Genomic DNA, 12,728 nt, shown 5'->3' with positions numbered 1-12,728 from the left:
GGGAGTTTGAAGAATTTAAAAAATTTGCTAAATCAATTGATGATCCACTTTATTATAGGTTTTTTATGTTTTTGTACTATACAGGTGCTCGTAAAGGTGAGGCAAGGGCAATGACATGGAAACAAATAGATTTTAAAAATAATTTGATTACTATTTCCAGAAGTTTAGAACGAAGAAAAGATAAAAATGGAAATTATATAATTAACAGACCTAAAAATGGTCATAGCAGGACTATAATGTTAAACTCTGAATTAAGAGATGTGCTATTAACGTATTATTCAGAACGGAAAAGACATTTTGATTTTGATGAAAAAGAGTATTTGTTCGGAATAAAAAAACCGTTGGCGGACTCTACAATAGAAAACAGGAAGAATAAATACTGTGATAAATCTGGTGTTAAGAAAATAAGGATACATGATTTCAGACATAGCAACGTTTCATTGCTTGTTTCGTTGGGGGCAGATATATGTGTTATCTGTTCTCGTCTGGGACATAAAGATAGAAATCAGACACTTAACAGATATTCGCATATGTTTCCTAGTAAAGAAGGAGAAATCGTGGATAAAATTGATAATCAAGCTAGTATATATAACTCATATTCCGTAACATTGGCAAATATTATAGTAGATTTTTTAGAGAAAGTAAATCAATTGAAAAATCTTGAAGAAAAAGACATAATTATGATAGATCAAATAAAGAAAATTATATAATTATAAACGGATATTGCAAAACACTAAAATGTATGCTATAATTTCCATTGTAATAGGTGTGTCTATACGTTTTTCTATAGATACCATAAAGAGTAATATTAATTAGCAATTTAAATTATTGAATGGGTATTGGTTAGTTTTAAATAAAATACAGATTCCAGTTGCCGGCACCATAATTTTATTTCAATAACTTTATCTGATTATTTAGAAAAGTTATGAATGTCTATATATGAAGCGATAAACTGTATTCAATTTGTCGCTTTTTCGTTTTATCATATTTTAAAAGAAAGCAGAAAATTAATAAATGTAATATAAAGTTGTAATCGATTTTATAAATTCAAACATTTAATTATAGATTGATTTTTTAATTACATGAAGAATATGTGAAGAAGTAGATTATGATTATTATATATATCTAATTTTATTTGATGATGAAATTAAGAATATTATACAGGATTTTAAAATAAATGATGGTTCTACGTATACAGATGCAAGTTCTTTGACAGAGGGAATGATGGACTAAAGAATTAACAACTATAGAAAAAGCTTTTAGGTTTGATTAGATAAAATGTGTATATGCTCAAATTTTACTAGAATATCATCTGATTAAAAATGATATTTCAAGATATATAAATATTTTATGTACATTAGCTGATTTTAAATGTATACGATAATTTAAAAATTAATAATATCATTGATAGTTATCATATATTATTGACAATAGGTTAAATAATTGTTATTATATTGGTGTAAAATTGAACAGAAGGATTGTAACTCTTTGAGGCATGACCTATTATTTAGGATAATGAATCAAAGAGTTTTTTTGTATAAAAGGAGGAGTTAATATGTTTAAATTTATGAATAAACAAGATGGAGGAATTGTTTCACCAATAGATGGAAAATGTATAAATATAGAGGATGTTCCAGATAAAGTATTTTCAACAAGAATGATGGGTGATGGCTTTGCAATTATTCCATCAGATAATATTGTTGTTTCACCTGTTGATGGAATAATTGTTATGATACCAAATAGTAAACATGCATTTGGAATTAAAACTAGAAGTGGGGTTGAAATATTAGTACACGTTGGTTTGGATACTGTAAACTTAAAAGGTAGAGGATTTGAGATATTTGTCAAAGTTGGCGATAAGGTAAAGAAGAATATGCCTATATTAAAATTTGATGATAATATTATGGATGAAATGAATATAGATAAAACAACTATGGTTATATTTACAGCAGGTTATAATCAAAGTATAAAATTAGAATGTTATGATAGGGAAGTTCATAGAGGAGATACTTTGATTAAATAGAAGGAGGAATACTTCGTGAAAGTCATCAAAAAAATAAATAATAATATAGCAATTGCAGTTGATGGTGAAAACAATGAAGTTATTGTATTTGCTAAAGGAATTGGATATGGAAATATTCCCTATGAAATAAAAGATCTCTCTGTTATTGAGCGAACCTTCTATGATGTTGACAATAGATATTATGGTCTACTTAAGGAAATACCAAATAACATTTTTAACTTAGTTACAAAAATGGTGGATGTTGCAAAAAAGAATATTGAAGATGAATTAAGTCCTAATTTAGTGTTTATTTTAGCTGATCATATTAATTTTGCTATTATTAGGGAGAAAAATGGTATGGATATTTCGTTACCATATTCTTATGAATTAGAGTATGAATATCCACTATTAACAAAAATATCAAAGTGGATGGTAAAAAAAACTAATGAGGAATTAGATACTCATTTACCAAAAGGTGAAGTTACAAGTATAACTATGCATTTTATTAATGCACTTGAAGGTACAAATACGAAAATGCATGCAGGTAATATTGAAAATAAGATATCAAAGGTTATCTTTAATGTTACTAACATAGTAGAAAAACATTTTAATTTTAATATAGACAAGAAGAGTTTTAATTACTTTAGGTTTAAAAATCATCTAAAATATTTTGTTCAAAGAAAAGAAGCTAGAGAAATGTTCACAGATAACAATCGTGAATTATATGAGAGCATGATAGAAAAGTATCCAGATACCTATGATTGTATCAGTAAGATAGATAACTATTTTTATCAGGAATATAAAGAAAAATGTACGACTGAGGAACTATTATATTTATTAGTCCATGTTAATAGATTGTATATAAAAGAGGATTGTCACCGAAAGGGCATCACCCCAGAAAAGTAATACTTTGATGGGGTTTTATTTTACTCATTACATTATTTGGCGCGCAAGATAATGTTTTGTATATAAAAAGGAGGAGAAAAAATGGCAAAGAAATATGAAAAACTTGCTAAAACGATTTTAGATTCAATCGGTGGAAAAGAAAATATTACATATTTTCAACATTGTACAACCAGATTGCGTTTTAATTTAAAGGACAGGAGTATTGTGAAGATATCTGATATAGAAAATGTAGATCAGGTATTAGGAAGTCAATGGTCCAATGATGAATTGCAGATTATTATTGGACCCGCAGTTGCTGATGCTTATGCGGAAATTTGTGAGTTTGGCAATCTCCAAAGAGAAGAAGCAATTGATGAAGATCTTGATGGAAATGCAGAAAAGAAAAAAGTCGCTTTAAAATCTGTACTTATGGGAATTATGGATGGGATATCAGGATGTATCACGCCGATTATTCCAATGATGATTGGTGGAGGAATGATCAAAGTATTCTATATGCTTGCGAATATGGTAGGAATCTTGCCTGAAACAAGCTCAACATATCAAATTTTATATTGGTTGGGGGATGCTTTTATCTATTTCTTTCCCGTTTTTTTAGGCGCAACAGCTGCTAAAAAATTTGGAGCAAACCAAGGTGTAGGAATGTTGTTAGGTGCATTGCTTATTTATCCAAGTTTTATTGCAATGGCAACTGAAGGAGCTGCTATGTCAATTTTTGGATTACCGGTTTATGTTGCAAATTATTCAACTACCGTTATTCCAATTATTTTAACTGTTTATATTTTAAGTAAAGTTGAGAAACTAATTAATCGATATTGTCCAGATATTTTAAAATCATTTGTTGTCCCTACAGGTTCTTTATTAGTCATGTTACCAATTATGTTAGTAGTAACGGCACCGTTGGGATACTATATTGGAACTTATGTGGCAGAAGCGGTTATTTGGATTTATGAAACAATTGGTTTCTTAGGGGTTTCTATTTTGTGTGCATTGTTACCTTTAATGGTTATGACTGGTATGCATACAATGATGACACCATATTGGACTTCGGCCTTCGCCTCTTTAGGATATGATCCTTTCTTTTTACCAGCTATGATTCTTTCTAATATGAATCAATTTGCAGCGACTTTAGCAGTATCATTAAAAGCTAAGACAAAAAAAGTAAAATCTACTGCCATGTCGTGTGCGGTTACTGCAATTGTTGGTGGGGTAACAGAACCGGCTATGTTCGGGATTACTTTTAAGTATAAAAAACCATTGTATGCAGCGATGATTGGAAATGCAGCTGGAGGATTAATTGCTGGACTATTAAAAGTTGCCTGTTATGCATTTCCAGGATCAGGAGGTATGTTTGCAGTAGTTACTTTTGCGGGTCCAGGAAATAATTTGATATTCTTTTTAATTGCTGCATTGGTAGGAATGATTATTACATTTATATTAACTTATATTTTAGGAATAGATGAGAAAGAGGTGTAGGGAGTGGCTTTTCCAAAGAATTTTTTATGGGGTGGCGCAACGGCTGCTAATCAATTTGAAGGTGGTTGGAATGAAGATGGTAAATTAGATTCAACTGCTGATCACTTTACATTAGGCTCAAGAACAGAGCCAAGGTTATTCACTGAAAAAATAGATGAGGATAAATATTTTTATCCATCACATAAGGCGAGTGATTTCTACCATCGTTATCAAGAAGATATTGCTTTACTGGGTGAAATGGGATTTAAGGTTTATAGAATGTCAATTAATTGGAGCCGTATTTTCCCGCATGGTGATGATGAAGAACCAAATCAAAAGGGAATTGAATTTTATAGGAATGTATTTTTAGAATTGAAAAAGTATAATATTGAACCACTTGTGACAATTTCACATTATGAAATGCCTTATCATTTAGCAGAAAAATATGATGGCTGGTATGCACGTGAAACAATAGATTTTTATTTAAAATATTGTCAAACACTTTTCAATGAATACAAAGGACTTGTTAAATATTGGCTAACGTTTAATGAAATTAATAGTTTGATTCTTGGAGGTAATGGATATTTCTCTGGTGGAATTCTTTCGTCATCAAAAAAGGACATGGGAGCTGGCGTTATTGAAGATTTAGATACGTTATCAACAGTAGAACAACATAATGATATTGTGAAACAATATCAAGCATTACATCATCAACTTGTTGCTAGTGCATTGGCGACCAGAATGGCTCATGAAATTAGTGGTGAATACCAAATAGGATGCATGATTGCTGGAATTACACAATATCCATATTCTTGTCGACCTGAAGATATGTTATTAGTACAGAAAGAACGTAGAAATATTTTCTATTATTGTCCTGATATTCAAATAAATGGAGCATATCCTCGCTATGCACATCGTTATTTGAAGGAAAACGATATTCATATCAACTTTGGGGAGAATGACGAAGATATTTTAAAAAGCGGAACAGTTGATTTCTTTACCTTTTCATATTATTCAACTGGTTGTGTAACAACAGATAAAAATTTAGAAAAAACAAATGGTAATTTAATATTTGGAGTTGCTAATCCATATCTAGAAAAGAGTCAGTGGGGTTGGCAGATTGATCCTTTGGGGTTACGTTATTTTTTAAATGAAATATACGACCGTTATCATATTCCTATTATGGTTGTTGAAAATGGATTAGGACAAGATGATAAATTAGAAATAGATAAAACGGTTCATGATGATTATCGTATTGAATATATGAAACAACATATTCAGGCCATGTCTGAAGCTGTTGATGATGGTGTTGAACTTGTTGGTTATACACCATGGGGATGTATTGATTTAGTGGCTGCATCTACTGGCGAGATGATTAAAAGATATGGTTTTGTTTATGTTGATGTAGATAATTTGGGGAATGGAACATATAATAGATATAAAAAAGATTCATTTTACTGGTATAAAAAAGTAATTGCTTCAAACGGAAGAAAATTAGATTAAGTTAATATTCTGTTTATTCATTTATAAAGTTCATTGATTCTTTAAATTGGAATTAACCATAAAAAAAGATGAACAAAAGTTCATCTTAGTGTTTCAAATGGTGACCCGCAGGCGATTCGAACGCCTGACCCTCTGATTAAAAGTCAGATGCTCTACCGGCTGAGCTAGCGGGTCATAGACACTTAACAGTGCCATATAAAAATAACATAGTTTTGAAATAATGTAAAGCTATTTTGGGAAAAAATAAATTAATTTAGCAATGTTTTTCTTATAATGATGAAAATTGTTATAATTATTCAGCATAAAGAGAACATGAATTAGTAAAAGAACTAGCTGATATAATAAATAGTCCTAAAGATTTTGATCTTTAGGACTTCTTTTTGCTTGGGCGGGAAGGTCATATATTTTTCGTAGCTCTGAGATCGTTTGATAGATTTTAGGTTTATAAGTTTTTAAAGCATTTTTTTGATAATATAGAGAAGCAATTTTTTGATATAAATCATAATTATATTTTTTTATACAATTAAGGAAATAGGGTTTAGTTTGCCCTCGTAAATAGAGAGTACCGGGTAACACATAATCAGCATTTACTTTTTTTGCCATTTTATATAATCCATTTAAATTTCCGGGTTGATCAGTGAGATAAGGGATAATTGGCATAATGTGAATACCAGCATGAGCTTTAGTTTCCTTTTTGATTTGGTCAATTACTTTAAATCGTTCAATAATAGGTGAACTTCCTGGTTCGATGATTTTACGTAAGTCATCATCAACAGTAATAATAGTACAAGCAATATTAACATAGGTTATTTTTGATAATTCATTGATTAGTTCAATATCACGAAGGATTAATGATGATTTGGTAGAAATAATAATAGGTGTTTTATACTTAATCATTAATTTTAAAATTTCTGGCATTATTTGTAATTGTTCTTCTAAAGGCTGATAACTATCACAAACACCCCCAATATTAACTAATTCGTGTTTCCATTTAGGTGATGATAATTCTTTTTCTAAACAAGATAAAATATTCTCTTTATAATAGATCGTGCCAAAATAATCATTGTTGTCAAGGTATTTATGACTGTAAATAGCATAACAATAAATACAACCATGTTGACAGCCGCGATAGATATTTAAATCCCACTTAAAGGGAAATCGCCCACTAACTTTATTTAAGGCGCTTTTAGATTCTAATGGTTGATATTTCATTTTATCACCTTCTGATTTAATCATAACATATTGCTTGAAATATGTATGTAAAGAATCGTTGTTGGGAATATTAATTCTACATAATTCTAATAATTGTTATGATTAAATAAAAATAAAAAGGATGAATGGTGATGAAGACTAAATATGTGCTAGTATTGATGGCAATGATGTTTGTTATTAGTGGCTGTAGGGAAGAGGTAACAAAGGAAGTAGGAGATACAACGATTAATATTGCAGAACTAAATGGCAAAAGAGAAATTGATAAAAACGATAAAATATTTGCGAATAATAATCAGGGGAAGCATGATTTATTAATGTTGATGGCTAATAGTGTGGATCATTATAATTTAATTAGTGGAACAATGCTTTCAACGTTAAGCTATCAAGGACAAAAAAGTGAAAGCAAGTATATTTTTCAAGTTAATGTTCCAGAATATCAGTCATATATTTATTTAGTTCCTTCAAAAAATGAAGAAAGCCAAGTAACTTTTAGAGATAGTGAAAGAATGTATTTTTTTGTTGGAGATTTAGTGAGTTTAAATAATAACTTAGATGAATTAATCAATAAGCAAATGATGACAGTTGAGGATGTAAGTAAAGATGATAGCTTATTTAAATATAAAGATTTGACACTTGAGGAAAGGGTTGAAAATATGGATATTAGTCGAGTAGCTAATGATTTGTTTGGCGATGTAGCACCATATTTATTACCTGAAGATATTGCACTCAGACAAATAGGTACTGCTTATAATAATTATGAAATAAAGGGAGAAGAAAAATATCTTAATCGAGATACTTATAGAGTAGAGGGGAAAATAAATGATAGTCTCTATAATAGTGATAGCACTTTTTCTATGTTGGTCGATAAACAAACTGGAATTGTTCTTAAATATACTAGGACTACAAAAGATAGTCTGGTAGAGATGAAGATGGAAGGTATTTCGATTGATGAAATGAATGAAGAGAATATGTATGCTAAATATCTTAGTCAAAAGTAGAATTTTTACTACTTTTTTCTTTTTTGATAAAAAAATAAATTTTTTTCATAAAAAGGGTTGCATCATTCTAGGGATAATGATATTATATTAGGGCACTAAGTTGCTTGAATAGCTCAGTTGGTAGAGCAATCGGCTGTTAACCGATCGGTCGTAGGTTCGAGTCCTACTTCAAGCGCCATGGCCTGTTGGAGAAACGGTTAACTCACATGCCTTTCACGCATGCATTCACGGGTTCGAATCCCGTACAGGTCACCATTATGGAGGTTTAGCTCAGTTGGGAGAGCATCTGCCTTACAAGCAGAGGGTCAGCGGTTCGAGCCCGTTAACCTCCACCATTTTTGTTATAATAGGCCGGCTTAGCTCAATTGGTAGAGCAACTGACTTGTAATCAGTAGGTTGAGGGTTCAAGTCCTTTAGCCGGCACCATTAAATATGCGGGTGTGGCGGAACTGGCAGACGCACTAGACTTAGGATCTAGCGCCTTCGGCGTGCAGGTTCGATTCCTGTCACCCGCACCATATTGAATGTGTTGAAGCGATAAACATGTAAATTGTTTATCGCTTTTTTGTATTTCTAATAAAAGACGGAGTGGAATAGTTATTGTGCCTAAGAGACTGCTAAATAAGAACTATCGGATCAATGTTGATGGCATTGCAAATATTTTGTATAAAAATGTGTAAATCCCTATGTAGAAAAAATATAAATCGATTATCATTAATTACGATATGATATTTTATATACTATAAAGCATAGATAAAATAAATTTACATTAGCGCAAAAGACTGTAAAAAAAACAGTACATTTTCTGATCATAATCTTTATCTTTTATATGCAGAATTTAGTTATTAATTATCTATACCATGAAAATCAAATTGTTAAAAAAGCTGCTGATAGAATTGAAAGTAAATTGAATATAATTATAGATGATATATTTTAAAGAAGACCATTTACTATTATCATTTTATCAGGAAACTATAATGAAAAATAATTTTCTTTTAGAGATTACAGTTTTTCTATGGAAATTCAGAGTGATAAAAAATGAGGGTCATGTTTGGTTTAATTTGATAGAGACAAAGTATATGTTGTGATATAATAATGCTACTATGAATAAGCGAAACTACCAAATATTAAAATATTTAAAAGAAACAGAGGAATATGTAACTTCTGAAACATTAAGTGCTATGAATAATGTTAGTACAAAAACCATACTTAAAGATATAAAATCTTTGAATTGTGATATGAAAGCAACAGATAATTATATAGAAGTCACTCCATCTCGTGGTATTAAGCTGGTAATTAACGATATTGAAGAATTTATAAATTTATGTAATTCTTTTAATGATACTAACGATTTTTCAATTTATAGTGTGACAGAGAGAGAGGAATGGATTCAAAAATATCTGATTGAGAATAATGGTTGGGTCAAGGCAGAAGCTCTATGTGAAAAGCTTTTTATCTCTCAGTCGGTATTATCACAAAATATTAAATCCGTACGAAAGGCTTTTCAAAAATATGATTTAATATTATTACAAAAACCTCATTATGGAATGAGGGTAGAAGGCAGGGAGTTTAATAAAAGACTCTGCCTCGCACAGATTTATATTACACATATTGATCAAAGAGAAGGGTTTCCTGGAACACAATTTAACAATGATGAGCTCCAGCTGATTTTGAAGATTGAAGATATTGTAGATAGAATATTAACTAGATATCAAATATCAATGTCTGAAGTTTCAGTTCAAAATTTTATAATTGATATTTATATCTCTTTAAAAAGAATTAAAAAAGGAATATTTTTAAAATCAACTGATAAGATGGTTATCGATATAGCTCGCTGGACTGATAGTATAGTGGCTGTTGAATTGGCAAAATTAATTAATGATGAATTGACAATAGAAATGAAAGATCAAGAAATAGTATCACTTTCTATACATTTAGCAGCAAAAAGAATTATTTGTCATTTTGATGAAAGTATCCATCGCATTATCGAAGATTTTGATGTTAATAAGTTAGTCAATAATATGATTAATAATATTGACTGTAAATGGGGAATCGATTTAACTCAAGATGAAGAATTAAAATCACAATTAGTATTACATTTAATCCCCTTGGAGGTTCGTTCGCGGTATAATGTAGTGCTTCATAATCCGTTAATTGATAAAATTAAACAGCAAAATATCTTTGCCTATCAAATGGCAGTAACAGCTTGTGATCAATTCAGTGATTATCATGGCAACCGCCTTAGTGAAGATGAGATGGGTTATATTGCATTACATATGAATCTAGCTTTATTGCGTACGCAAATAAAAAACAAGAAAAATATTTTAGTTGTAAGTGGTCTAGGAAGAGGGACAGCTCATACATTGGCTTATCAAATTAAAGAGATGTATGGAAAATATATTAATGAGGTTAAGACAGCTGATTATATTGAGTTAAATAATTATGATTTTACAAATATTAATTTATTAATATCCAGTATTCCACTAAGACGTGATTTTTCTGTACCAAGTATTGAAGTCAATTATTTTTTTAGTGATAATGATAAAAAGAGAATTGAAACAATACTGTGTGATCAAGAAGTATTTAAGATAAGAGATTATATAGATAAGCGAATGGTATTAACATCAATCAATGCGGATACTAAGGAAGAAGCTATATCATTTATAATCAATAGCACTAATTATGATAAAAATATAATTCAAGAAATAATTGAAAATGATAAGGTAGCTAATCATGAATTAGATAATATGATTTCTATTTTATCTTTAAATGGAATAAGTGCAAATAATCAAACAGAAGTAATTATTGGTATTTTATCAAAGCCAATTCTATGGAATGAAAAGAGGGTTCAATTAATAATTGTTCCCTTGATAGGAGAACCGATAAATTCAAAAATATTAAATTTGTATCATGAATTAGCTTATATGATTAAAAATCCTTTATATGTTAAAAGGATCATCAGAAAGAAAACTTATGAAGAAATTATTGCGATTTTTGAAGAAATCGAAACGGTTTTAGAACGATAATAACTAGCTGTTTTTACTAAACTATCTAATAAGAAGATAGGGTAACTGCGGATTAAATCGGCAGTTATTTTTATTTTACAAAGATAAATTAGCACGATACAAATTTTATACTTAATGAGATTCCTTATAATTTATATGTAATATTTATTTTTTGATAACTTCCACAAATAAATAGAAATTAAAAGCATGGAGTTCCATAATAACTCATTTTATAATTATAGCTAAGGAATATAAGAAAATAGTTTACTGCAGGAATGAAAACTTATATTTTTTGGAAAAGGAGAGAGGAGATAAAATGAAGTTATCTGAAAAATTACAAAATGGTTTATTAGCATTCTCTGCTAAGATTGAAGCAAATAAATATCTTGGCTCAATCAAGGATGCCTTTACGATGTATGTACCTTTTATTATTATTGGTTCATTTGGAAGTATGTTAAATATTTTAGTTTCGGGGACTAGTGGTTTAGCACAATGGTTTCCATGGTTAATAAAGCTATCACCAGCTTTTACAGCAATGAATTTTGTTACTATTTCATGTATGGCATTACCTATTGCTTTTTTAATCGGTACTAAATTGGCACAAAGAGAAGGGTTGCCAACTTTAGAAAGTGGATTGATAGGGTTATTAGCATATTTAGCAGTATGTCCTAATGCCATTAGTACGGCTGTTGAGGGATTGAAAGATCCTATTATAATCAGTGGTTTGGGTTCAGGAGTTATTGGGGCCCAGGGCTTATTTGTTTCTATGCTCATATCAATCATGGCTATAGAATTATTAAAGGGATTATCAAAAATAGATGCCATTAAAATAAAGATGCCTGATTCAGTACCAACAGGAATAGCACGTTCATTCAATATTTTAATTCCAATTTTTATTATTATTGCATTGTTTGCTATTTGTGGATGTTTATTCGAATCGTTCACTGGTAATTACTTAAATGTATGGATTTATAACATTATTCAAATTCCATTACAAGCATTAGCAAATACAACGATTGGAATCGTGGTATTATCTCTTGTCAATCAACTATTTTGGTTTCTTGGAATTCATGGAGGAATGGTTATCGAAGGGATTAGAGGTCCATTATCAGCTGCTGGATTGGCAGATAATATTGCTGCGGTTTCAGCAGGACATGTTGCAACAAATATTTTAACAAGGGGATTTTGGACAAGTTTTGTTGTTGTAGGCGGTGGTGGAATCACACTGTCATTATTAATAGCTATATTATTATTTTCAAGACGTGAAGATCATAAAGCAATTGCTAAATTTTCAATTGTTCCAGGTATTTGTGGTATTAATGAACCGGTAGTTTTTGGCTTACCATTAGTATTAAATCCAATTTTTGCTATTCCATTTATTTGTAACTCTGCGATTGCTGCGTTAATTGCTATTTTTGCGACTAATATAGGCTTTTTGACATGTGGCATTGTGGATTGCCCTCCTGGGTTACCGATTTTTATTACAGGGTTTATAAGCTATGGATTACATGGAATTATTATCCAGGCAATCATTTTAGTTGTAACTTTCTTTGTCTGGGTTCCGTTTGTTTCAGTATCAAATAAACAGGCGGCAATTGAAGATGCAACAGAAAAATCTGAAAAAGATAAAAATATGAATGGAGAATGATT

Annotated in this window: 9 protein-coding genes and 6 tRNA genes; 13 read left to right on the top strand and 2 right to left on the bottom strand. The window is 30.1% G+C overall.

Annotated features, from left to right (window positions below):
• The 5 genes from KTF99_RS12435 to KTF99_RS12415 form a co-directional block, all read left to right on the top strand.
• The coding region (locus KTF99_RS12435) for a site-specific integrase (protein WP_217215593.1) at nt 1–710 on the top strand (710 nt) is incomplete at its 5' end.
• Nucleotides 711–1,555: 845 nt separating this feature from the next.
• Nucleotides 1,556–2,023, top strand: coding sequence for a PTS sugar transporter subunit IIA (locus KTF99_RS12430; protein WP_003537226.1), 468 nt, complete (start codon nt 1,556–1,558; stop codon nt 2,021–2,023).
• Nucleotides 2,024–2,038: 15 nt separating this feature from the next.
• Nucleotides 2,039–2,908, top strand: a complete 870-nt coding sequence (locus tag KTF99_RS12425; protein ID WP_009009635.1) for a PRD domain-containing protein — start codon at nt 2,039–2,041, stop codon at nt 2,906–2,908.
• A gap of 81 nt (nt 2,909–2,989) precedes the next feature.
• Nucleotides 2,990–4,381 carry a PTS transporter subunit EIIC gene (locus KTF99_RS12420; RefSeq protein ID WP_003537230.1) on the top strand — a complete coding sequence of 464 codons (1,392 nt, stop codon included), beginning with the start codon at nt 2,990–2,992 and terminating at the stop codon, nt 4,379–4,381.
• A gap of 3 nt (nt 4,382–4,384) precedes the next feature.
• On the top strand, nt 4,385–5,863 hold the full coding sequence (locus tag KTF99_RS12415; RefSeq protein ID WP_003537231.1) for a family 1 glycosylhydrolase: 1,479 nt from the start codon (nt 4,385–4,387) through the stop codon (nt 5,861–5,863).
• Between the two features lie 98 nt (nt 5,864–5,961).
• On the opposite strand, the gene KTF99_RS12410 is transcribed toward KTF99_RS12415, so the two are convergent.
• Together KTF99_RS12410 and KTF99_RS12405 are read right to left on the bottom strand one after the other, a co-directional pair.
• Nucleotides 5,962–6,037: transfer RNA gene (locus KTF99_RS12410), tRNA-Lys, on the bottom strand.
• Nucleotides 6,038–6,214: 177 nt separating this feature from the next.
• Entirely contained in the window at nt 6,215–7,075 is an 861-nt protein-coding gene (locus tag KTF99_RS12405) for an SPL family radical SAM protein (protein ID WP_008791054.1), read from the bottom strand.
• 131 nt (nt 7,076–7,206) lie between these two features.
• Between KTF99_RS12405 and KTF99_RS12400 the strand changes: the two genes are divergently transcribed.
• From KTF99_RS12400 to KTF99_RS12365, 8 genes are all read left to right on the top strand, one after another.
• Complete coding sequence (locus tag KTF99_RS12400) at nt 7,207–8,073, top strand: hypothetical protein (protein WP_008791055.1); 867 nt, start codon at nt 7,207–7,209, stop codon at nt 8,071–8,073.
• A gap of 102 nt (nt 8,074–8,175) precedes the next feature.
• Nucleotides 8,176–8,251: transfer RNA gene (locus KTF99_RS12395), tRNA-Asn, on the top strand.
• Nucleotide 8,252: 1 nt separating this feature from the next.
• Nucleotides 8,253–8,328: transfer RNA gene (locus KTF99_RS12390), tRNA-Glu, on the top strand.
• Between the two features lie 4 nt (nt 8,329–8,332).
• A tRNA-Val gene (locus tag KTF99_RS12385) sits at nt 8,333–8,408 on the top strand.
• Between the two features lie 15 nt (nt 8,409–8,423).
• A tRNA-Thr gene (locus KTF99_RS12380) sits at nt 8,424–8,499 on the top strand.
• 8 nt (nt 8,500–8,507) lie between these two features.
• Nucleotides 8,508–8,591: transfer RNA gene (locus KTF99_RS12375), tRNA-Leu, on the top strand.
• 585 nt (nt 8,592–9,176) lie between these two features.
• Entirely contained in the window at nt 9,177–11,099 is a 1,923-nt protein-coding gene (locus KTF99_RS12370) for a BglG family transcription antiterminator (RefSeq protein WP_029480965.1), read from the top strand.
• A gap of 295 nt (nt 11,100–11,394) precedes the next feature.
• Nucleotides 11,395–12,726 carry a PTS sugar transporter subunit IIC gene (locus tag KTF99_RS12365; protein ID WP_008791103.1) on the top strand — a complete coding sequence of 444 codons (1,332 nt, stop codon included), beginning with the start codon at nt 11,395–11,397 and terminating at the stop codon, nt 12,724–12,726.
• Nucleotides 12,727–12,728: the final 2 nt, after the last annotated feature.

Source organism: Erysipelatoclostridium sp. MSK.7.34 (genome assembly GCF_019041935.1).
Lineage (GTDB): Bacteria > Bacillota_I > Bacilli_A > Erysipelotrichales > Coprobacillaceae > Thomasclavelia > Thomasclavelia ramosa.
This window is presented reverse-complemented; position numbering and strand designations above follow the sequence as displayed.

Excerpts from the sequence above, each read along its gene's own strand:
- KTF99_RS12365 (WP_008791103.1), top strand. The coding sequence starts at position 11,395 with ATGAAGTTATCTGAAAAATTACAAAATGGTTTATTAGCATTCTCTGCT.
- KTF99_RS12370 (WP_029480965.1), top strand. The coding sequence starts at position 9,177 with ATGAATAAGCGAAACTACCAAATATTAAAATATTTAAAAGAAACAGAG.
- KTF99_RS12420 (WP_003537230.1), top strand. The coding sequence starts at position 2,990 with ATGGCAAAGAAATATGAAAAACTTGCTAAAACGATTTTAGATTCAATC.
- KTF99_RS12430 (WP_003537226.1), top strand. The coding sequence starts at position 1,556 with ATGTTTAAATTTATGAATAAACAAGATGGAGGAATTGTTTCACCAATA.
- KTF99_RS12405 (WP_008791054.1), bottom strand. The coding sequence starts at position 7,075 with ATGAAATATCAACCATTAGAATCTAAAAGCGCCTTAAATAAAGTTAGT.
- KTF99_RS12400 (WP_008791055.1), top strand. The coding sequence starts at position 7,207 with ATGAAGACTAAATATGTGCTAGTATTGATGGCAATGATGTTTGTTATT.